Raw genomic sequence first — 23,581 nt, 5'->3', positions numbered from 1 at the left:
GAATAGTTTAAGTAATGAAGATAGCGTATTATACAAAAATAAATATTAGAGAATCTAGTGGAGGTGGCTCTGGTGTTAATTTTGCAACTTTTAATATTTTAAAAAAGAAATGTTCTAAAGTTACTTATTCTGTAATAAAACTTAAGACAGATATACTTTCTAAAGTAATATCTGTAGGACGTAAAAAATTAGGTGCTAAAAGATCTTATCACTATTTTTCTGAAAAAACCTTAAAAGATATTGCTAAAAGCTTTCATGAATCTGAAAAAAATGATGATACAGAATCTTATTTTTTTCATGGATTTACAAGATGGATTAAGACAAAACCAGACAAACCTTACTATTGCTTTAATGATGCTTGTTTTGCTACCTATGTAGATATTTATAATGACAAGCAAGAGTTTTTTAATAAAGATTTACAAAGAATTTATACTCAGGAAGCTAAATGGTTAGGCAAAGCAAAAAAAGTTTTTTTTAGATCTCAGTGGGCTTTAGCAGAAACAAAAAAAGCTTATAATTTAAATGGGTTGAATTTTGTAAGTGTAGGTGTTGGTGGTTTTATAGATATACCAAAGAAAGACACTTTTAAAGGTGGATATAACTTTTTATTTGTGTCTAGAGAGTTTATACCTAAAGGAGGTTTGGTTGTAGTTGAAGCAATAAAATTGTTAAGAGAACAATATAACGATGTAAGTTTATGGATTGTTGGAGATGATCCGGGTGAGGATATTAAAAATATTGAAGGAGTTAGTTATTTAGGTTTTTATAGAAAAAGTATTGTTAAAGAACAAGAAGCATTAATAAATATATTTAAAACTGCGTTTGCTTTATTGCATCCTACTTTAAAAGATACAAATACTTTGGTAATAAATGAATTGGCTTATTTTGGCTGTCCTGCAATATCTTCTAATAAATTTGCAATACCAGAATATTTGATAGATGGTAAATCAGGATATTTATTAGAGGATCCTAGAGATAAAAAAGAGTTGGCTGATAAAATGATTAAAATGATTTCCGACGAAAAGAATTATTTAAAAATGCGTCAATTTACTAGAGAAAATGCCATATTAAATAATACTTGGGATAAGGTAGGAGAAAGAATAATGAAAAATATAAACAGTTAATAGATGATTTTTAACTCTTTAGATTTTGCAGTTTTTTTACCAATAGTATTTGTACTTTATTGGTTTGTGTTTAATAAAAATTTAAAATTACAAAACTTATTAATAGTTGCAGCTAGTTATTTATTTTATGGGTGGTGGGATTGGCGGTTTTTATCTTTAATACTATTTAGTTCTATTGTAGATTATTTAATAGGAAGAAAGTTAAAAACGGAAGGGAATTTAATAAAAAGAAAGATTTTACTTTGGACAAGTATTTTAATAAATCTCGGTTTTCTTGGTTTTTTTAAATACTATAATTTTTTTCTGGACAATTTTGTTACTGCTTTTTCTTTTTTTGGATCAGAAATACAAACAAATAGTTTAAATATAATTTTACCTGTTGGTATCAGTTTTTATACTTTTCAAACTTTAAGTTATTCTATAGATGTTTATAGAAAAAAACTTGAACCAACAGAAAATTTTATTGCTTTTTCTGCTTTTGTAAGTTTCTTCCCACAATTAGTAGCAGGTCCTATTGAAAGGGCTTCGCATCTATTACCTCAATTTTATTCAAAACGAAAATTTGAATATACTAAAGCCGTGGATGGAATGCGTCAAATACTCTGGGGATTGTTTAAAAAAATAGTAATTGCAGATAATTGTGCAGAATATGCAAATATGATATTTAATGATTCTGCAAATATGAATGGTAGTACTTTGTTTTTAGGTGCAATATTTTTTACTTTTCAAATTTATGGAGATTTTTCAGGTTATTCAGATATAGCAATTGGTACTTCTCGTCTTTTTGGTTTCGATTTAAAACAAAATTTTGCATTTCCATATTTTTCTAGAGATATGGCAGAGTTTTGGAGAAGGTGGCATATTTCTCTTTCAACTTGGTTTAGAGATTATTTATACATTCCTTTAGGAGGGAGTAGAGGTGGCATATGGATGAAAGTAAGAAATACATTTATCATATTTTTGGTAAGTGGATTTTGGCACGGAGCTAATTGGACATTTATTGCATGGGGATTGTTAAATGCTATTTATTTTTTACCAATCATGTTAAGTAAAAATAACAGAAATAATATAGAAATTGTAGCTAAAGGGAAAATGCTTCCTAATTTTAAAGAGTTTATTTCTATGTTATTGACTTTTAATTTAACAGTATTAGCTTGGGTTTTCTTTAGATCAGAAAACATACATCAAGCCATGCAAATTATAAGTGAAATATTTTCTAAAACTATTTTTGAGGCTCCTGAGTATTTTCCTAAGTTTACTTTATTAACAATACTATTATTTTTATTCATAGAATGGAAAGGTAGAAGTCAACAATATGCAATAATGGAATTAAATACTTTTAAAAATAAAATAGGTAGATATGGCTTTTATACTTTTTTAATGATTCTTATATATGTAAATCATAGTTCTGGTAAAGAATTTATTTATTTTCAATTTTAATTTCATGAAAAAATTTATTTTAAATACACTGTTAATAGTATTCTTAGGGTATGTTTTTGCAACATTAATTGTTGTAATTTTTCCATCAAGATATATGGATCCAACATTTTCTGCGGTAAAGTTTATTAAGGAGGTAAAAGATGAAAATGGAAAAGGATACAAAAATTTTATAATAGGAGATAGTAGAGCAGAGGCAGGTATAAAGCCAAATTTAATAGAAAGTAAATTCCTAAATTTATCTTTAGGAGGATCTACATCAATTGAAGGCTATTTTATACTAAAAGATATGCTAGATAAAAACATTAAAATAGATACATTAATTGTTTCTTATGGAGCTATACATTTTATGGCATCAGAACATTTTTTTGCGCACTCTCTTAAACTGTCTTTATTAAATTTTAATGATGTAAATAAAGTTTTTAATGAATTAAATGAAGATAGATTGACTTTTTGGAAACCAGTTGAAGAGCAGGAAAATATGTCTTATTTAGAAAATAAATTAGCAATAATAAAATCGTATTTAATTCTTTTAAAGTGGCCTTTATATTTTCAAACAGAAATAACAAACTCAAAATTTTTAAGAGGTAATAGAAATGATGTCTTTTATAATGATATTATCGAAAATAAAGGATATCATTTATACGGAAAAGGAAAAGAATCAAGCGAGTTAAATGAAGAAGCACAAAAAGGTGTTTTAAATTTTGTGCCTAATAAAGTAGCATCAAATTCTTTGATTAAGTTATTAGATTTAGCAAAGAAGAATAATATATACTTAATTTATAAGAATGCACCTTTTAATGAAAGTTCTTACGTAAATATTACAAAGGAGTTTAATGAGAGTTATAATGAGTATTTTGCAGCATTAAAATTAAGATATCCAAACTTTAAATTTGATAGTGATTTATGTTTCTATAAGGATGAGTATTTTGGAGATAAATCTCATTTAAATGATAGAGGTTCTTCTAAATTTAGTTTAGAGATTAATAAAAGCCTAAAAACAATATTTTGAGAATACTATATATAGGACAATATTCTGATGGTACAACCAGTAAAATGCGTGCAGATCAGCTTAAGGAAATAGTAAAAGCAGAAGAATTTGTTGTTATTGATACACATGTTCCTTTTTATAAAACAGCTGCGTTATGGAGGAGTTTTGGTTTTAGATTTAAAATAGGGCCTTTAATTACAAGTACAAATGCTTTTATTAAACAAGAATTAGAAAATCAAGAGAAGTTTGATTTAATTTGGGTTGATAAAGGGGTTTTTGTTAGCGAAAAAATAACAAAAAAGTTAAGAGAATCAACTCCAAAGTTAGTGCATTTTACACCAGATATGGCTTTTTATGAAAATGAATCTAAGATGTTTTATAAAGCTATGTATTTATATGATTTTGTCATTACAACAAAATCACCAGAAAAAGAAGAGTATTTAAAAAGAGTAAAAAAGGATAGATTAATTATAACTACGCAAGGTTTTTCAAAAGAAAATCACACTCCAAAGATTGAGTTCGTTGATAAAGAAAATAGTATTGCCTTTATTGGTTTAGCAGAACCTAATCGCTTTAAAATGATGGAAGCTTTCTTAACTGAAGGTATAAAAATAAATGTAGCAGGGTTTGGATGGGAAAAATTTGTAGAGAAACATAAAGATAATACTTTACTGACATTTGCTGGTAAAAAATTAATGAATGAAGAATATTCTAAATTTATTTCAAAATCAGTAATGGCTTGGGGAGCTTTGTCTAAAAAATTTCCTGAGCAACATACTACTAGAACTTTTGAAATTCCTGCGTGTAAAACAGCTTTATTAACTGAATACAATCAAGAAATTGCTTCTTTTTACAAAGATGATGAAGTTGTTTTTTATAATTCTGAAGAAGAATTAATAGAAAAAATAAAATATCTTTTTAAAAATAAAAAAGAATTAAAAAATATTTCTGAAAGAGGTTATAAGAGAGTAAATGAAGGTGGATATTATTATAAAGCTATTTTAAAAGAATTAGTGTTAAAGGTTTTAAAATGAAAAAAAAATTAGCAGTTATCCACTATTTGCCATTAGAGTTCTATCCTCCAGTAACTAATCTGTTAAATTGTATATCAGAAAGTAATAATGTTATAGTACAGGTGTTTTCTACTAAAAATAATAAAGGAAGAAAACCTTATAAAAATAAAAGTTTAGATAACATTTATAGAGTAGCAGCACCGAAAGAAAAAGAAAATATAATCTTAAGATTATTTAAATATATGTTATTTAATTTATCTGTGTTTTTTAAGTTATGCTTCTTACGTCCAGATAGTATTTTATATTACGAAAGTTACTCAGTTGGTCCTGTTTATTGGTATTATAGATTATTTGGTAAAAAAACAAAACTGTATATACATTATCATGAGTATGCTTCGAGCAAATGGTATGAAAGAGGAATGAAACTAGTAAAAATGTACCATAAACAAGAGCAAACCTTCTTGTATGAAAAAGCAGAGAGTATCTCTCAAACAAATAAAGATAGAATTAAATTGTTTTTAAAAGATAATCCTATGGTTTCTAAAAATCAAATGATAGAGTTACCGAATTATCCAGCAAAATCATGGTTGCAAGAATTTAATGATAATTTTCAAGAAAGTGCAGAAGTTGTAAAAACTGTGTATGTAGGTTCATTATCATTAAAAGATACATACATACAAGAGTATTGCGAATGGGTTGAAAAGCAAAAAGGAAAAGTTACTTTTGATATTTATGCTTACAATTTACATCAAGATACAACAGATTATTTAATTAAATTAAACTCTAAGTGGATTAATTTTAATGAAAAAGGTGTTGAATATAATGAAATGCCTAAATTGCTACCGAAATATAATGTTGGAGTAATTTTGTATAAGGCAAATACTGACAATTATAAATATAACGCACCCAATAAATTGTTTGAATATATGGCTTGTGGTTTAGAAGTATGGTATTCAGATAAAATGTTAGGTATTATCAATTATAATAAGCAGTCTAGCCCAAGAATTTTATCAGTCAATTTTACAGATATCAAAACGATTGATTTATTAAGTTCAAATAAATTATCTATAGAAAACCACCAACATTTTTTTGCTGAGGTTGTTTATATGCCGTATATTAATACTTTAATTTCTTAGACACATGTATTTTTGGTCAATTTTAGGAGTCTTGTTTGTAGCTTTTACTGCTGTTAGGTTTTTTAACGAAATTGGTAAAAGTTTACCTGTAATAGAACTGATGTTACTTATAGCAGGTTTACAATGGATAGTAGGTGCATATAATTCTTATATACTTTCTGTAAAAGATTTTAAATATTTTATGAGAGTAGATGAGCAAACTTATATGTCTTATGTAGTACCTGCATTTTTAGGTTTTGCTATTATTCTATTAATAAGAACTAAGCATTATAAGCTTACTTTAGATTTTGATTTTTCTAATTATGTAACATATGGTAGGTATTTATTGTTGATAGGTATATTTGCTGATGTTTTAAAACGATTTGCACCACCAAGTTTATTATTTTTCTTATACCTTATTTCTTTATTTAAATTTGTTGGAGCGGGAGTATTATTGTTTTCTGAAAAAAGAATGGATCGTTTGTTCTTTTATGGCTCATTAGTTTATTTATTATTTAACTCTTTAAGAAGTGCCATGTTTCATGATCTTATCTTATGGGGTATGTTTTTATTCTTAATTTGGGCATTGAAGAATAAACCAACAGTAAAAACTAAGTTGTTATTAATAGGTGGTGGGTTAGCATTTGTAGTTGTTATACAAATGGTAAAAGCATCTTTTAGAGAAGCTGTTTGGAAAGGTTATAATGGAAATAAAATAGAATTATTTTTAAACACATTTGATGGAACAATGAGTGATTCTTATTTTTCTGATGATAAGAATTTAAATAGGTTAAATGTAAGGTTAAACCAAGGATGGCATATATCATCTGTAATGGATCATGTTCCTCAAGTTCAGCCTTATGCAGATGGTGAAACAGTTGTAACTGCTATAGAGGGAACATTATTACCTCGATTTCTAAGTCAAAATAAAAAGCTTGCAGGAGGTAAAGAAAATTTCGAAAAATTTACAGGTTTTATTTTAGGTCATGGTACTTCTATGGGAATTAGTCTTGTGGGAGAAGGTTATGCTAATTATGGAATGTTTGGTGGGATTATTTTTATGGCTGTATGGGCTTGGTTTCTGAGTTGGTATTGGGTTAAAATAGTCGATTTTTGTATTGAACACCCTTTATTATTAATATTTGTACCATTATTATTTTTACAAGTTGTAAAAGCAGAAACAGAGTTATTTGTGGCATTAAACCATCTAGTAAAAGCAAGTATTGTTGTTGCTTTATTCTTTTATATTTCTAGAAAATATTTTAACTGGGAAGTTTAATGAAAGTAAAGTTTTTCTTTAGAAAAAAAGAGCCCCAATTTAATAGTATTGAAGAATTGTTTGATGCAGTTTCTCGAAAGTTATCAGTTATAATTTCTGTAGAAAGTATAACAATGCCTTACGGAAAAATTAGTTTTAAAAATATATTTAAAAATATTAAATATACAAGAGCTAATAGTGGTAAGCTTAATCACATAACTGGGCACATAAATTATGTGACTTTAGGTTTAAAAGGAAAAACAATTTTAACAATACACGATGTAGGTTCTACTCTTAATGGAAATAAAATTAAGTTTTTTTTAATGAAGGTTTTTTGGTATTGGATTCCTGCATTATCTGTAAAAAAAATTACGGTAATTTCAGAGTTTTCTAAGAAAGAACTTGTAAGTATAATACCTTTTGCAAAGGATAAAATTAAAGTAGTATACAACCCTGTTAAAGAAGAATTAAAATATCAGCCTAAAGAATTTAATGCTTCATGTCCTAAAATTTTACTGATTGGGACAAAGTCAAATAAAAATTTAGAAAATACTATAGAATCATTAAAAGAAATTTCTTGCGAGTTACATATTATAGGAAAACTTGCTAAGGAGCAATTATTGTTATTAGAAAAGTTAGAAATAAATTATTTTAATCAATTTTTTATTTCATATGAAGAAATTATAGATGCATATCAAAATTGCGATTTGTTGTGTTTTGCTTCAACTTACGAGGGGTTTGGAATGCCAATTATAGAAGCTCAAGCAATTGGTAGACCTGTAATAACTTCTAATATGGGGGCGATGAAGGAAGTAGCAGGTGAAAGTGCTTGTTTGGTTGATCCTAATAGTATTTCGTCAATTAAAGAAGGAGTAGAAAAGTTGATAGATGATGCTGAATATAGAACGAATATAATTCATCTAGGATTAAAAAACGTTGAGAGATTTAAAATTGATAAAATAACCAATGATTATTTAAATATATATAAAGAGGTTATCGAAGCTAAGTAATTAGCAAAAAATATAAAAGCTGAAAAAGATTAATAAATTAAAAACTCATGAACTTTCATCATGTCATTTCAACAATAGATGTTTCTAGTGGAGGGCCTGCAAGAAGTGTTACACATTTAATTGAAGCAATTCATAATACAGATTCAAATATTGAAATAGAACTGAGTACTTTAAAAAGTGATAATCCAATAGCGAATCATTTTAAGAATAATAGAGGTAAAATTAACTTGTTTCGTTTTGGTAAATTAGGCTATTCTAAAGATTTAATATTAAAATTAGAAAAATCATCCAATAAATTATTTCATGGACATAGCCTTTGGGAACTACCTGTGCACTACATGTCTAAAATTGCTCGAAAAAAGGAGATCCCTTATATCATAACAGTAAGAGGCATGTTAGAACCTTGGTCTTTAACTCAGGCTAAGTTTAAAAAGAAATTAGCATTAAAATTATTTCAATATAAAGATTTATCAAAAGCTACTTGTATTCACGCAACTGCTCCAATGGAAGTAGAGAGTATTAGAACTTTAGGGTTTAAGAACCCGATTGCAATGATACCAAATGGTGTAAATATTGATGATTTTCCTGAAGCAGAACCTAAAAAGAAACAGCAACCTAAAAAAATACTATTTTTATCTAGAATACATATTAAAAAGGGAATTGAAAATTTAATTGAAGCGTGGAAGTTAATCAATGAAGAAGAAAGAAAAGATTGGAAAATAGAAATAGTTGGTAACGGAGACGAAGTTTACATTCAATCATTAAAAGATAAAATAATTTCTGATAATTTAATTAATCAAATAGAAATTATGCAACCTGTTTTTGGAGATGAGAAAATAAAGCTTTTTAGAGAAGCAAGTTTATTTGTTTTACCAACTTTTAGTGAAAATTTTGGTATTGTAATAGCAGAAGCTTTAGTGAGTTATACACCTGTAATTACAACAAAAGGTGCACCTTGGCAAGATTTAGAAACGTATAATTGTGGTTGGTGGATTAATATTGGTGTAGATCCTTTAAAGTTGGCATTACAAGATGCTATGTCTAAATCATCAGAAGAATTAATGGTTTTAGGTAGAAACGGAAGAGAATTAATAAAAAATAATTATTCTATGGAATCCGTAGCTAAAAAAATGTTAGAACTTTATAATTGGGTTTTAACAAAGGAAAACAAACCAAAATTTGTAGATGTTATATGATTAAAGTTGATATTAAAAAATATGATAACTCTTGGTATAATCCTGGATCAAAAATAAAAATACTTCTTTGGTACTTTGTAAATGTCCTTTTTTTTATCAATCCACTAAACCCAATATCTAGTTTAAAAGTTTTTTTATTGCGTTTATTCGGAGCAAAAATAGGAGAAGGTGTTGTTTTTAAACCAGGAGTTTCTGTAAAATATCCTTGGTTATTAGAAATAGGAAATTCTGTTTGGGTAGGAGAAAGTGTTTGGATAGATAATTTGGCAAAAGTTACTATAGAAGACAACGTTTGCTTATCTCAAGGAGCAATGTTATTGTGTGGAAATCATGATTATAAAAAATCAAGTTTCGATTTAAAAATAGGAGAAATCAATTTAAAAGAAGGTTCTTGGGTTGGAGCAAAATCGATAGTTTGTCCTGGGGTAACTTTGGAGTCTCATGCTATATTAGCAGTAAATTCAGTTGCAACAAATAATTTAGAAACTTACTCAATTTACCAAGGTAACCCAGCTGTAAAAGTTAGAGAAAGAAAAATAACAGAATAATACATGAAAATTTCTATAATAACGGTTTGTTACAATAGTGAAAAAACTATTGAAAAGACAATTCAGTCTGTTTTAGATCAAAGTTATTTTGATGTAGAATATATCATTATAGATGGCAATTCTAAGGATAGTACAAAATCAATCATAGAAAAATATGATGCTAAAATAACTAAATGGATTTCTGAACCAGATAAAGGGTTGTATGATGCAATGAATAAAGGAATCGGATTTGCAACTGGAGATTTTGTAGGGATTTTAAATTCTGATGATGTATTTACAGATAAATTTGTGTTAGAGAATGTAGCTAAATTTCATTTAGAAAACAAAATTGATGCTTCTGTTGGAGATATTATTCAGTTTAATGAAGAAGGAAAAACAGTTAGAAAATATTCTGCAAAAAACTGGAATCCAGAAAAACTGAAAATAGGTTTTATGCCTGCTCATCCTGCTATTTTCTTTAAAAGAGAATTGTTTGATGCTTTTGGAAATTATCAATTAGATTTTACAATTGGTGCAGATTATGAATTGATAACTCGTTTTTTTTTAAGGCATAAAATTTCTTGGAAATATTCTAATATAATTACAACTTCTATGTTAATTGGCGGTTTAAGTAGTTCTGGTGTTAGTAGTTATCAATTAATCTCTAAAGAAATAAAAAAATCTTTAACAAGAAACGATATTAAATTTAGTTATTTAAAAGTGCAGTTAAGAGGTTTTTGGAAAGTGATTGGATTTTTAAAAAAATCATAAGTTTTGGAAAAGAATTTACATATAGTAACAGGTAATAAAGGTTTTGTAGGTATTAATTTATCAAAATATTTTAAGGAAAAAAATAAAAAGATAATTGGTGTTTCTAGAAAACCAGATTTAAATGAGGTCGATTATAATCAACTAGACAAAAAAATGTTAGATGGTGCAAAATCGTTTATTCATCTGGCAGGTAAAGCACACGATTTAAAAAAAACATCAGAAGATTCAGAGTATTTTAAAGTTAATACAGAATTAACAAAAACACTTTTTAATCAATTTTTAGAAAGTGAATGCGAAGTTTTCATTTATGTAAGTTCTGTAAAAGCTGTAGCAGATGAGGTAGATGGGTTTTTAACAGAAGAGACAACACCAAACCCTATAACTGTTTATGGGAAATCTAAATTAGCGGCGGAAAATTATATTTTATCAAAAAAAATTCCGAAGAATAAAAGAGTGTATATTTTAAGACCTTGTATGGTACATGGACCTTTTAATAAAGGGAATTTAAATTTATTATACACTTTTGTGTCAAAAGGAGTTCCTTATCCTTTTGGTAAATTTGAAAACAAAAGGTCTTTTGTTTCAGTAGATAACTTATGTTTTATTGTTGATGAGTTAATCGAAAATAATAAGATTTCATCTGGTGTTTATAATATTGCAGATGATGAAAGTTTATCAACAAATCAATTAGTATTAATTATAGGAGAAGTTGTTAATAAAAAAGCTAAAATATTAAACTTACCTAAAACTTTTGTGAAGCTAATAGCCAAACTAGGTGATGTTTTACCTTTGCCTATTGATTCAGAAAAAGTACAAAAGCTAACAGAAAACTACGAAGTTTCTAATTTGAAGATAAAAACTGCAATGCAAAAAAACTTACCTTTGTCTGCAGAAAAAGGGTTAAAAAAAACAATTGCATCATTTTAAATTATGGAAAAGTATTTTTTTATTTTAGTAGTTATCTCAATTATTTCTTATTTATATTTAAAATTAGCTGTTAAGTTTAAGATTATAGATAAGCCCAATCAGAGAAGTTCTCATACAAAAATAACAGTTAGAGGAGGTGGAATTGTTTTTCCTGTTGCAATTTTGTTATTTTTTTTTTTAAACGATTACAATTATCCTTATTTTACTTTAGGGGTGGTTTTTATTTCTATAATTAGTTTTTTAGATGATATTTATACTTTAAGTTCTAAAGTTAGGTTCCCTTTTCAATTACTAGCAGTATTATTAATTTTAATTGAAATAGGATTGCCATTTTATCCAATATATTATTATGTTTTTTATGTATTATTTGGTGTTGGTATTGTAAATATGTTCAATTTTATGGACGGTATTAATGGAATTACAGGAGTGTATACTATATCTGTTCTTTTAGGTTTTTATTTTATAAACGATGTAGAACATTTAGTTGCTGAAGATTTAATTATTTACAGTTTAATTTCTTTGGCTGTCTTTGGATTTTATAATTTTAGAAAAAAAGCTTTATTTTTTGCAGGTGATATTGGCAGTATTACTTTAGGGGTATTGGTCTTTTTTTTATTAATACTTTTTATATTTAAATTGTCTTCTCCTTTAATTTTTGCATTAGTTATTGTGTATGGAGGCGATGCTTTAATTACAATTTTATACAGAAAAATATATACAAAAGAGAGTGTTTTAGATGCACATAGACATCATATTTATCAAAAATTAGTAGATGTAAAAAAAATATCGCATTTAAAAGTCTCTTTGATGTATGCTTTTTTACAGATAATAGTAAATATAATAGTTTATAAGAGTTATAATTTAGATATAAATAGTCAGATATACATATTTATTAGCCTTATGATTGTATTTTTTAGTATTTATCTTTACTTATTTAAAAGATTAAAAATTTCTTAATTTAAAGATGAGTAATAGAATTTTTTTATCAAAAACTCCATCAATAACATCTATGAAAAACAATTTTATAGAAGGAGATAGTATTTCTAGATTTGAAAAAAAATTAGAGAATTATTTTGATAATAAAAAGTATGCTGTTGCTTTAAATTCAGGGACATCAGCAATTCATTTAGCATTAGTTTTAAGTGGAGTAAAACAAGGAGATGATGTACTTTGTCAATCTTTTACCTTTGTAGCTACTGCTAATCCAATTTTATATCAGAAAGCAAATCCTATTTTTATAGATAGCGAGTTAGATACACAGAACATGTGTCCATATTACCTTGAAGAAGCAATAAAGAAAAGAATTTTAAAAGGAAAGAAACCAAAAGCAATAATTGTTGTTCACTTGTACGGTATGCCTGCAAAAATTGACATAATATCTGCTATTGCAAAAAAATATAATATAAGTTTAATAGAGGATGCTGCAGAGGCATTAGGTTCTTATTACAAGGGACAAAAATGTGGTACGTTTGGAGATTTTGGTATTCTATCTTTTAATAATAATAAAATTATTACCACTTTTGGAGGAGGAATACTTGTTTGTAATAATAAACAAGATAAAGAAAAAGCAATTTTTTTAGCGACTCAATCTAAAGACGTAGCTATTCATTATCAACACTCACAAATTGGTTTTAATTATAGAATGAGTCCTGTTTTGGCAGAGATAGGAAATGGACAAATCGTTTCTTTAGATGAGAATGTTAAAAAACGAAGGGAGAATAATTTGTTTTATCAGGGGTTATTTAAAGAGGTAAACGGTATTACTGTATTTGAAGAACCAAGCTCTAGTTGGTTTTCTAATCATTGGTTAACTAGTATTCTTGTTGATGATAAAATAACCAACTTTACAAATGAAGATTTAAGATTACAATTAGAAAAAGATAATATAGAAGCCCGACCTCAATGGAAACCAATGCATATACAACCTCTTTTTAAAGACTGTGTTTATATAGGAGATAATAAAGCTGAAGTTTTATTTAAAAAAGGATTGTGTTTGCCATCAGGAGCTAGTTTAAATACTAGTGATAGGGAACGAATTAAGAATTCTATCCTAAAAATAATTGATAAAAATACTTAATTTAATAACTCAAAAAAACAGGTGTTTTTACTTGATAATAACCTTGTTTAACGCTACTAATTATTAGGAGATTTTTTGTAACTTCGTTCGATCTATGAAAAGTAAAGCATGATAAGAGTTTTTTTTCTAACTGTATTAAATAAATATGCATCTAAATGGGTTGTTTTATTTATTGATATTATATTAATACTACTTTCCTATGTAATAGCGTATTCAATAAGGTTTAATATTAGTTTTGATTTTAATACATTTAACCTTACGCAACAGCTTCCTCTTGTAGGTTTAGTTTCTACTTTTTGTTTTCTAGCGGTTGGTTCTTATAAAGGTGTTATTAGGCATACAGGAGTTAAAGATACTTTTAATGTTTTCTTTGCGATTACTCTTTTTAGTATCTCCATGGGGATTTTACTAGTTTTAAATCAGTTTTTTGGGATTTTTAAAAATTTCATAATTCCAAGGTCCATTATCTTGATCCATTATTTGGTTTCTTTATTTATGTTGATTATAAGTAGGTATGCTTTCAAAGCTTTTTATGAAATAATTTCTACTGAATTACAATCAATAACTAATATTTTAATTTTTGGAGCTGGTGATTCTGGTATAATTACATACGGAGCAATTACAAGGGAACGAAGAAATAATTATGATGTTATTGGGTTTATAGATGATGATCATAATAAAATAAATAAAAAAATAGATGGAGTTAAGATTTATAGTTTTAATAAAATAGATGAAAATTTTATTAAGAAAAATAATATTACAGAGATAATAATTTCAACTCAAAAAATTAAGCGAAATAGATTATTAGAAATAACAGATAAATTATTTAAACTCGGTATAAGCGTTAAAATTGTACCTCCTTTATCTAAATGGATAGAAGGTGATTTTCAAGCAAACCAGATAAAGAAAATTAACATAGACGATCTATTAGGTAGAGAACAGATTGCAATTGAAAATCCTATAGTAAAAAGAGAGGTCGAGGGTAAGGTTGTTCTAGTTACAGGAGCAGCTGGGTCAATCGGAAGCGAAATCTCTCGTCAATTAGCAACGTATAATTTAAAATTACTCATTTTAATAGATCAGGCAGAATCCCCTCTTTATGAATTGCAACAACAATTATTGCAGTCAGGGAAAATAGATTTTATAGCTATTGTAGCAGATGTTAGGGACGTAAAAAGAATGACGGAAGTTTTTGAAAAATATATTCCTCAAAATGTTTTTCATGCAGCTGCTTATAAACATGTTCCTTTAATGGAAGAAAGCCCTTATGAAGCTGTTAAAATTAATGTTTGTGGTACTAAAAATATTGCAGATCTTGCTATAAAATACAATATAGAGAGATTTGTAATGATTTCTACAGATAAGGCAGTAAACCCAACAAATGTTATGGGGGCAACTAAGAGAGTTGCCGAAATGTATATTGGGTGTTTAAGTGAACAAAAATCATTAACTAAGTTTACAATTACTCGTTTTGGAAATGTTTTAGGCTCTAACGGATCTGTTATTCCATTATTTAAAAAACAAATAGATGTTGGTGGTCCTCTAACCGTAACTCATAAAGAAATTACGCGATTTTTTATGACAATACCAGAAGCTTGTAGGTTGGTTTTAGAAGCAGGAACTATGGGAATTGGAGGTGAAATTTATATTTTTGATATGGGGAAATCTGTTAAGATTTTTGATATGGCTAAAAGGATGATATCTTTATCTGGGTTAAAATATCCAGAAGATATAGATATTAAGATTACTGGTTTAAGACCTGGGGAAAAATTATATGAAGAATTATTAGCAAATGGAGAAGATACTACTAAAACCTATCATGAAAAGATAATGATTGCAAAGGCGCAAGAGATGGATGTTGAAAATATAAAAAATGAAATTCTAAATTTATGTAATAGCCATTTAGAATTGTCTAATCTGAAAATTGTACAAAAAATAAAAAGAATAGTTCCAGAATATATTTCAAATAATTCAATATTTGAAAAATTGGATAATAATTTGTAGAGAATCGATTTAATGTCATATTTTAGCGAAAAAAAATAAATATGATTTATAGTAAATTGCAAAAAAATATTCCTTTTTTACTTTTAGTTGGTGTTATAGCGTTTAGTTCATGCGTGTCTAAAAAAAAGATTACGTATTTTCAAAATGATAAGATTGATCAAGCATTAGTAGACAACAGTTATCAAACCATTTTTAAACCAGATGATGTAGTTGTTATAAACATATCTTCTTTAGATACAGAGGCTGTGCAACTTTTTAATATGGCAGGAACTTCTGTACCTTCAGCAGATAATAGTCCTGCAGGAAGTGGTGGTTCAACACAAAGTCAGCAATCTTATTTAGTAGATTCTAAAGGAATGATTGATTTTCCTATTCTAGGAGATTTAAAACTTGGAGGTTTAACCAGAGAGTCTGCTATTAGACTATTAAAAGATAAGCTAGATCCTCAATATGTTAAAGATCCTACAATAAATATTAGAATTATTAATTACAAGATTTCAATATTAGGAGCAGTTAGAGCTCCTGGAACTTACACGATACCTAATGAACGTATTTCTATTTTGGAAGCTATTGCTATGGCGGGAGATTTACAAATTTCAGCTAAAAGAGACAATATAATGGTACAAAGAGAAGAGGGGAACAATAAAAAAATACAATATAGAGTAGATTTGTTGTCTAATACGATTAATACTTCACCTGTTTTTTACCTACAACAAAATGATGTTATTTACGTTGAGCAAAATTCTGCAAGTATGCAAAGTGCAGCAAGTAATTCAGCTACAGGTTTATTTATTACAATAGCAGGTTTTCTATTAACTATGGTTTCTATTATTTTAAGGTAAAAAATGGCAGTTAACAATCAAGATTTATCAAGTTTTAAAAAAAAGAAAGAAGCATTCAATGTAAAAGAAGAGATACTTAAGTATCTAATTCATTGGAAATGGTTCTTGGTTTCAATAATTATCGTATTAGGTTTAGCTTATCTTCAATTAAGATATGTAGTTCCTCAATATAGTGCTAGTACTACTATTATGATTAAAGCAGACGAAGCTTCTGGAATTTCTCAGGAACTATCAGCGCTTTCTGATATGGGGTTAGTCTCTAAGAGTTCTAACAATACAGATAATGAAGTAATAATCATAAAATCTAGAAAAATTATAAGTAAAGTTGTAGAAAGTTTACAGCTTAATTTATCTTATTTTATAGATGGTAGGGTTAAGAAAACAGAGCTATACAAAAATGCTCCTATAGAATTAGTTTTTAATGATAAAAATTTTTTAAAAGAAAATAAAAAAAACAGTTCATTTATAGTAGAAATAAAAAGTGATGAAGCTTTTGATATAAAAAATACTGAAGATGTTTTAATCTCTTCTCATAAATTTAAAGAAGATGTAGAATTAGATTTTGGAACTTTTAAAATTATCAAAACTAAAGACTTTGTAAACAATAATAATAAAAGAATTTTTGTTGTATTAACTAATAAGTTAAACACTGTTGATTCATACAGAAGAGCTCTAATGGTTGAGGTTAATAATCAGAGTTCAAGTGTGGTTAATTTATCTATCACAAATTCATTACCTCATAAAGCTGAAGAGTTTTTAAATGAATTGGTTAGACAGTATAACCAAGATGCAATTAATGATAAGAGTGTAGTTTCTCAGATTACAAAGGACTTTATTGATGAAAGACTTGCTATTATAGGAAAAGATTTATCAGAAATACAAGATTCAGTAAAGAACTTTAGAACCAAAAATAAAATTTCAGGGCTTTCTTCAGAAGGAGAAATTGCTTTAGAAAATGCTTCTAGTAATAATGAACAAATTATTGAATTAAGGAGTGAGTTAGCTCTTTCTGAAGGTATTTTAAAAAATATAACTAATAATACTTTCGGAGATCAAACATTACCACCTAACTTAGGGTTTAAAGATTTAAGTATTTCAGAATCTATTATAAAGTATAACTCTTTAGTAAATAGAAAGAATAACTTAGGTTTATCTGCTGGGTTAATGAATCCGACATTGATAAATCTTAAAAATGAAGTAGCTTTACAAAAAGGAAATTTAGAAAAAAGTGTTAAGTACCACATCTTATCTTTAAGAGCTCAACTAGAAGAATTAAATAAATATGCTTCCGTTGTAAATAAAAAAGTTTCGGCAATACCTGGGTTAGAAAGAGAGTTTATTGATATTGCGAGACAACAAGAAATTATAGCTACTCTATATTCTTATTTATTAAAAAAGAAAGAAGAAACAGCTATTACTTTAGCAGTAACATCACCTAATGCAAAAATTATTGATTATGCATATAGTGCAGGAGGAGCAGTATCTCCTGATAAAAAAAGTAGTTATTTTAAAGCTATTTTTATCGGTTTGTTAATACCTATTATCATTATTTACTTGAAAAATCTTTTAGATACTAAAATTCATTCTCGTAAAGATATAGAAGATGCTACAAGCATTCCTTTCTTAGGCGATATACCACATGATGATTCTAAGAAAAAGATTGTTATCGGTGAAAACGATATAAGATCTAGTACAGCAGAAGCATTTAGGTTAATAAGAACAAACTTAGATTTTATGTTGCCTAGTTCTGGTACATCTGATAAAAGTGAGGGTAAAACAATATTTATTACATCTACGACTAGTGGAGAAGGTAAGTCTTTTATTTCTATTAATTTAGCATCTGTTTTATCTTTATCTAACAAAAAAGTATTGTTATTGGGTATGGATTTAAGAGCGCCTAAAATTACAAGTTACTTAGGTCTTGAAGAGAGAAAAGGTATTACTAATTTTATTACAGATAGTAGATTATCGTTAAAAGATTTAAAGTTTAATATACCTGAAATAAAAGGGCTAGATATTATTGCTTCTGGAGTAATTCCTCCTAATCCTGCGGAACTTTTATTAACAGATAGGGTAGAAGAACTATTTAAAGAAGTAAGAAAGGATTACGACTATATAATTGTAGATACCGCTCCTGTAAATTTGGTTACAGATACTTTATTAATATCTAAATATTCAGATATTTTTATGTATGTGACTAGGGCTAATTATCTAGATAAAAGGATGTTAATGGTGCCGGAAACTTTGTATACAGAAAAGAAATTACCAAATATGGCAATCTTATTAAATGATACAGATATTTCCAGAGGTTATGGCTATGGCTATGGCTATGGTTATATTGAAAGCAGTAAAGTTCCGTGGTATAAGAAAATATTTAGTTAATATTTTTAAAATTCATATAATAAAAAAGGAAGCTAAAAGCTTCCTTTTTTATTATATGAATTTTTTATTGTTATGAAGTAAATGCTCTATTTTTTTTAATGCCTTTTTAGTACAAATGTTTTTTAGCATATTTAAATGATTAATATGATGTGTATCCGTTCCAACAAAATCATACATATTTTGATCTAATAATTTATTGGATATTTTTTGTACATTTTTACCGTAATGTTCTGTTAAAGAAAGTAGGTTCAGTTGAAAAAGACAGCCAGCAGTTTTTAACTTATTGTAATTATTTATGTTATTATGATAAAAAATATACCTTTCAGGATGAGCTAAGACTGGTTTGTATTCTTTTAATTGAATTTCAAATAGAATGTCAAATAAGTTAATAGGAGCACTTAAATAAGACATTTCTACTAAAATGTAATTGTCTTTTAGGGTTAATAAGTTTTTACCTTGTAACAGTTCAGAAAATTTTTCATCCATCATATATTCAGCAGCAGCTCTAATAGAAATATCTTTAATATTTCGTTTATTGAGTTCAGTTTTAAGGTCTTTTAGCTTACTAGTTATAATTTTAGGAGTGTTAGGATAAAGATCACCTAAAATATGTGGAGTTGTTATAAAATTTTTAATACCATAAGATTTCATTTTTAAAATTAATGATACAGAATGGTCTAAATCCTTAGCACCATCATCAATTCCCGGAAGTAGGTGAGAATGTATATCTACAAAATCTTCAATAAAAAAATCTACAGGATTAATTTGCTTTTGCTTAAAAAAAATCATGTTTTTTATTTGTTTAATGCGAATTTACAATATTTTAATTCATTTTTAAATGGTCTCTTTTTAAATTAAAATAAATTGTGACTACGAAAACGATTGAATATTATTTAAGTATTGTATATGAGATTTACTTATAATATCTTTGGTTATAAATATATGAAACTATGATACTAATTGCAGATGGTGGCTCTACTAAAGCCGATTGGATTGCTATAAATAGTAATAAAGAAGAGGCTTTTAGAGTAAGAACTTTAGGGTTAAACCCAGCTATAGTTCCCGAGAAAGAATTACATAATAGAATTATTAATATGTTCCAACTTATTAATATAAAGGAAGATGTAGAAGAAATTCATTTTTATGGAGCAGGTTGTGGAACACCAAAACCTGTAGAGATTTTAAAGACTATTTTAGAAACTATTTTTGTTAATGCTAAAGTATATATAGCCGAAGATATGTTAGCAGCCGTATATGCAGCTACAGGTAAAGAGCCTGCATTAGTCTGTATATTAGGAACAGGATCTAATAGCTGCTATTATGATGGAGAAAATATGGAAATGCTTACTGCATCTCTTGGTTATATTTTAATGGATGAAGCTAGTGGTAATTATTTTGGTAAGAAATTAATTATAGATTATTTCTATAAGCAAATGCCAGATGAGATAGCAATAAAATTTAAAGAAGAATTTGATTTAGATGTAGATACTATAAAAAAGAATTTATACAGAGAGCCAAATCCTAATATGTACTTAGCTTCTTTTGCAAAGTTTATGTTTGATTTTAAAGAAAAAGAATACATCAAAGAAATTATCAAAAAAGGTTTTCAAGAATTCTTTAAATATAGAATACTACCATATAATAAAACAATAGATACGCCAATCTATTTTATTGGCTCTATTGCGCATTATTTTAGAGATATTTTAGAAACTATTGCAGAAGATAATCATCTTAAAATAACAGATGTTATTCAAAGGCCTATTGATAATTTATTAGAATACCATAAGAATAATATTAGTTAAAAAGATTTAATAACCTTTCTAAACGCATTCCTCTTGAACCTTTTATCAATATTGATTGATGTTTAAGAGGATTGTTTTTTAAATGATCTAGTAACTTTTCATATGTTTTAAATACATTATTATTATTATTACCTGTTTTACTAAAAATTTCTCCAACAAAATAAGAGTTGTTAAAGTTTAAGTCTTCAACAAATTTTATTATGGCTTGATGCTCTTTTATGCTTGTTTCACCTAACTCAAACATATCACCTAAAATAACAGTCTTATTTTTACTTTTAAGCTGATTAAAATTTTCTAGAGCAGCTAACATGCTGGATGGGTTTGCATTATACGCATCTAGAATAATCTTGTTAGTAGATTTAAATATAATTTGAGAACGATTATTATTTGGAATAAAGGTTTCAATTGCTTCTTTTATTTTACTATTAGGTATTTTAAAGAAGTTACCAATTGTACAAGAAGCAGCAATATTTGTATAGTTATATTTACCGATTAGGTTGCTGTTTATAATTTCTGAGTCAAAAGATAGTTTTACAAACGGATTTACTTCCAAAAGTTCCATTTTACTTTTAAACGGAATTGTTTTAATATTTACAGTTTTTTCAACTTGTATAGTGTCTTTAGTATTAATAAATGCTATTTTATTGTTTTTATCTAGATAATTATATAATTCACATTTTCCTTTAATAACACCTTCTATTCCTCCAAAACCTTCTAAATGTGCTTTGCCAAAATTTGTAATATACCCAAAATCAGGCTCACAAATAGAGCAAAGAAACTCTATCTCTTTTTGATGATTTGCACCCATTTCTACAATACCTATTTCTGTATTTGTATTCATAGAAAGTAATGTTAAAGGGACACCAATATGGTTGTTTAAATTACCTATAGTAGCTATGGTTTTATATTTTTTAGATAATACTGCGTTTATTAATTCTTTGGTAGTTGTTTTACCATTGCTACCGGTTAGGCCAATTATAGTTATTTTTAGGTTTCTTCTATGATAATTGGCTAATTCTTGCAGTGTTTCTAAAACATTATCAACAAGTATTATGTTCTTGTGTGTGTTGTATTTTTCTTCATCAATGATTGCAAAACTAGCACCTAAAGAAATTGCTGTCGATGCAAATTCATTCCCATTAAAATTATCGCCTTTTAAGGCAAAAAATAATGTGTTTTTTCTAATTTTTCTTGTATCAGTATCTACTAAGTAGTGCTTAGAATATAAATTATAAATATCTTTAATTTTCATTTTTTAAAATAAAAAAAACCTCACTGTGTAATTTGCAGTGAGGTTATGTTATTATAAGATTTCTTTTTTATCTAGAAGGTGTTCTAGCTTTTTTCTTATTATTAGTCATTGGGCCAACTACATCTGTTACACATCTAAAACCAATATAATTTGTGGCCATATATTCTGGTAGATATCTCCTTTGAGCTGGATCTAACCAGAACTCTCTATCTGCCCATGAACCTCCTTTGTAAACTCTAGTACGATTACTAATAAGTGTTGTTCTTTTTTCGGCATCATTAACTAAAACTTCTTCACCAGTTTCTGGGTCTATTACTTTTTTTGGTTTTCTAGGAGAATTATACATACTTGGTTCAGATCCTATTTGTTCTTCATCTTCGTAAGATATACTAGATCTTAAATCTCCATCATTGATATCTGTATTATCAGATACAATAAAATTTCTTCTTAAAGTAACATCATCCTTTGTAATAGGTATGTATTTAATAGTTCCTGGTAAATATTTAGGATTTATTTTCCCATTTGGTAAAGTATCGTATTCTGCTTCTGCATTACTATTAGATATAACAACTTTACCTTCTTCATTAATCATTTTTTTAGTAAAAATATTACCTCTAAAATAATTAAAGTCATTAGCTTCATTGTCAATAATTGGTCTATAAACATCAGAAACCCATTCTGCAACATTACCAGACATGTCATATAAACCAAACGCATTAGGTGCATAAGATTTTACTTTGATAGGTATATCAGAACCATCAGAACTCCATCCAGATAACCCACTGTATTCACCTTGTCCTTGTTTAAAGTTTGCTAAATGGTCTCCTCTATATCTTTTAGATGTCTCTCTAGAATATTTACCATCCCAAGCATATTTCTTTCTACCTCTAATATTATTATATTCTCTGTTTTCTATGTTTGCTTTTGCTGCAAATTCCCATTCAGCTTCAGTAGGCAGTCTGTAATTTTCACTTAATATACCATCTGCTTTTGTAATTTTTCTCCCTCTAAAAGAACTATTATTAGAAGAAGCTCCTCCTGTTCTAATTCCTCTTCTGTAAATAGTAGAGTCTCCTTCAAAAAGATTATCAGAATCAGTTAAAAATACGTCTGTATCAAAAAAGTTTCTGATAGTATCATTTGCAAAAATATTTTTTAAATAACCTTTATCGATTAATTTTTTTAAGTTGACAGCATCTGTACGCCATTTACAGTATTGGTTAGCTTGTATCCAGCTAACACCAACAACCGGGTAATCTGCATAAGCAGGATGACGTAAATAGTTTTCAGATAAAATATCTGTATTTCCTAAACTCTTTCTCCATACCAAGGTATCTGGTAAAACAGAATTATATATATGTTTGTATTTTTCTTCGGAAGGAGGAAAAACATCTTTAATATTTTGTACGTATAAAAAGTATTCAGAATTTGTAACTTCTGTTTCATCCATAAAGAAAGAACGAATGTGCATTTTTTTAGGTGTTGTATTCCAATCGAACATAACATCGTCTTGTACCTGACCCATTGTAAAAGAACCACCTTCAACAGCGACCATTCCTAATGGAACTTCTTGTCCTGCAGTTTCATTTCCTCTAATATAATTACCATATTTAGGATTGTTAAATGGCAATCCTGTAAGTGTTGAAGTTCCTGAAGTAGATTTACTGCAACTAGCCAATGTTAAAATTGATAGAACAGTTAAAGATATTTTAAATAAGTTTTTCATTTCCTAATTAAAAATTAGTTTTGGGTTTTTATTATAGCGATGCAATTTACAATAATTCTCCATTCAAACAAGTAAATCGGTGTTTTTAACACTAGGTTTTTAATCCCACTTTTTATTAAACGATAAG

General features: G+C 27.4%; 20 protein-coding genes. 17 read left to right on the top strand and 3 right to left on the bottom strand.

All coding sequences use genetic code 11. From position 1 onward, the window contains the following. Nucleotides 1–14 precede the first annotated feature (14 nt). The 16 genes from ACJJVY_RS07070 (at nucleotide 15) to ACJJVY_RS06995 (ending at nucleotide 18,674) form a co-directional block, all read left to right on the top strand. Entirely contained in the window at nucleotides 15–1,124 is a 1,110-nt protein-coding gene (locus ACJJVY_RS07070; protein ID WP_405606329.1) for a glycosyltransferase family 4 protein, read from the top strand. A gap of 3 nt (nucleotides 1,125–1,127) precedes the next feature. Next, nucleotides 1,128–2,564, top strand: a complete 1,437-nt coding sequence (locus tag ACJJVY_RS07065) for an MBOAT family O-acyltransferase (RefSeq protein WP_405606327.1) — start codon at nucleotides 1,128–1,130, stop codon at nucleotides 2,562–2,564. A 4-nt stretch (nucleotides 2,565–2,568) separates the two neighbouring features. Beyond that, nucleotides 2,569–3,573, top strand: a complete 1,005-nt coding sequence (locus ACJJVY_RS07060; RefSeq protein ID WP_405606325.1) for a hypothetical protein — start codon at nucleotides 2,569–2,571, stop codon at nucleotides 3,571–3,573. Further along, a complete protein-coding gene (locus tag ACJJVY_RS07055) occupies nucleotides 3,570–4,586 on the top strand; it encodes a glycosyltransferase (RefSeq protein WP_405606323.1) in 1,017 nt (338 codons plus the stop codon). Before ACJJVY_RS07060 ends, ACJJVY_RS07055 begins: the two co-directional genes overlap by 4 nt. Further along, nucleotides 4,583–5,701 carry a hypothetical protein gene (locus ACJJVY_RS07050; RefSeq protein WP_405606321.1) on the top strand — a complete coding sequence of 373 codons (1,119 nt, stop codon included), beginning with the start codon at nucleotides 4,583–4,585 and terminating at the stop codon, nucleotides 5,699–5,701. The genes ACJJVY_RS07055 and ACJJVY_RS07050 overlap by 4 nt, the downstream gene beginning before the upstream one ends. A gap of 4 nt (nucleotides 5,702–5,705) precedes the next feature. After that, a complete protein-coding gene (locus ACJJVY_RS07045; protein ID WP_405606319.1) occupies nucleotides 5,706–6,959 on the top strand; it encodes a hypothetical protein in 1,254 nt (417 codons plus the stop codon). Further along, nucleotides 6,959–7,948 carry a glycosyltransferase family 4 protein gene (locus ACJJVY_RS07040; RefSeq protein WP_405606317.1) on the top strand — a complete coding sequence of 330 codons (990 nt, stop codon included), beginning with the start codon at nucleotides 6,959–6,961 and terminating at the stop codon, nucleotides 7,946–7,948. The genes ACJJVY_RS07045 and ACJJVY_RS07040 overlap by 1 nt, the downstream gene beginning before the upstream one ends. 47 nt (nucleotides 7,949–7,995) lie before the next feature. After that, entirely contained in the window at nucleotides 7,996–9,144 is a 1,149-nt protein-coding gene (locus ACJJVY_RS07035; protein WP_405606315.1) for a glycosyltransferase, read from the top strand. Next, complete coding sequence (locus ACJJVY_RS07030) at nucleotides 9,141–9,692, top strand: WcaF family extracellular polysaccharide biosynthesis acetyltransferase (RefSeq protein ID WP_405606313.1); 552 nt, start codon at nucleotides 9,141–9,143, stop codon at nucleotides 9,690–9,692. Before ACJJVY_RS07035 ends, ACJJVY_RS07030 begins: the two co-directional genes overlap by 4 nt. A 3-nt stretch (nucleotides 9,693–9,695) precedes the next feature. Continuing rightward, complete coding sequence (locus ACJJVY_RS07025) at nucleotides 9,696–10,442, top strand: glycosyltransferase family 2 protein (protein WP_405606311.1); 747 nt, start codon at nucleotides 9,696–9,698, stop codon at nucleotides 10,440–10,442. Between the two features lie 3 nt (nucleotides 10,443–10,445). Then, a complete protein-coding gene (locus tag ACJJVY_RS07020) occupies nucleotides 10,446–11,369 on the top strand; it encodes an NAD-dependent epimerase/dehydratase family protein (RefSeq protein WP_405606308.1) in 924 nt (307 codons plus the stop codon). 3 nt (nucleotides 11,370–11,372) lie between these two features. Continuing rightward, a complete protein-coding gene (locus tag ACJJVY_RS07015; protein ID WP_405606306.1) occupies nucleotides 11,373–12,326 on the top strand; it encodes an MraY family glycosyltransferase in 954 nt (317 codons plus the stop codon). A 7-nt stretch (nucleotides 12,327–12,333) separates the two neighbouring features. Beyond that, on the top strand, nucleotides 12,334–13,446 hold the full coding sequence (locus tag ACJJVY_RS07010) for a DegT/DnrJ/EryC1/StrS family aminotransferase (protein WP_405606304.1): 1,113 nt from the start codon (nucleotides 12,334–12,336) through the stop codon (nucleotides 13,444–13,446). Nucleotides 13,447–13,554: 108 nt separating this feature from the next. After that, a complete protein-coding gene (locus ACJJVY_RS07005; protein ID WP_405606302.1) occupies nucleotides 13,555–15,450 on the top strand; it encodes a polysaccharide biosynthesis protein in 1,896 nt (631 codons plus the stop codon). A 41-nt stretch (nucleotides 15,451–15,491) separates the two neighbouring features. Continuing rightward, nucleotides 15,492–16,292 carry a polysaccharide biosynthesis/export family protein gene (locus tag ACJJVY_RS07000; RefSeq protein WP_405606300.1) on the top strand — a complete coding sequence of 267 codons (801 nt, stop codon included), beginning with the start codon at nucleotides 15,492–15,494 and terminating at the stop codon, nucleotides 16,290–16,292. Nucleotides 16,293–16,295: 3 nt separating this feature from the next. After that, on the top strand, nucleotides 16,296–18,674 hold the full coding sequence (locus tag ACJJVY_RS06995; RefSeq protein ID WP_405606298.1) for a polysaccharide biosynthesis tyrosine autokinase: 2,379 nt from the start codon (nucleotides 16,296–16,298) through the stop codon (nucleotides 18,672–18,674). 51 nt (nucleotides 18,675–18,725) lie between these two features. On the opposite strand, the gene ACJJVY_RS06990 is transcribed toward ACJJVY_RS06995, so the two are convergent. Next, nucleotides 18,726–19,463, bottom strand: coding sequence for a tyrosine-protein phosphatase (locus ACJJVY_RS06990; protein WP_405606296.1), 738 nt, complete (start codon nucleotides 19,461–19,463; stop codon nucleotides 18,726–18,728). A gap of 161 nt (nucleotides 19,464–19,624) precedes the next feature. On the opposite strand from ACJJVY_RS06990, the gene ACJJVY_RS06985 reads away from it, so the two are divergent. Beyond that, entirely contained in the window at nucleotides 19,625–20,476 is an 852-nt protein-coding gene (locus tag ACJJVY_RS06985) for an N-acetylglucosamine kinase (RefSeq protein ID WP_405606294.1), read from the top strand. On the opposite strand, the gene murF is transcribed toward ACJJVY_RS06985, so the two are convergent. Together murF and gldJ are read right to left on the bottom strand one after the other, a co-directional pair. Next, nucleotides 20,469–21,728, bottom strand: a complete 1,260-nt coding sequence (murF, locus tag ACJJVY_RS06980) for a UDP-N-acetylmuramoyl-tripeptide--D-alanyl-D-alanine ligase (RefSeq protein WP_405606292.1) — start codon at nucleotides 21,726–21,728, stop codon at nucleotides 20,469–20,471. The two genes, ACJJVY_RS06985 and murF, sit on opposite strands and share 8 nt — an antisense overlap. Before the next feature lie 67 nt (nucleotides 21,729–21,795). Then, a complete protein-coding gene (gene gldJ / locus ACJJVY_RS06975; protein WP_405606290.1) occupies nucleotides 21,796–23,454 on the bottom strand; it encodes a gliding motility lipoprotein GldJ in 1,659 nt (552 codons plus the stop codon). Between the last annotated feature and the right edge of the window lie 127 nt (nucleotides 23,455–23,581).

The organism is Polaribacter sp. Asnod1-A03 (assembly GCF_045063585.1).
Lineage (GTDB): Bacteria > Bacteroidota > Bacteroidia > Flavobacteriales > Flavobacteriaceae > Polaribacter.
This window is presented reverse-complemented; position numbering and strand designations above follow the sequence as displayed.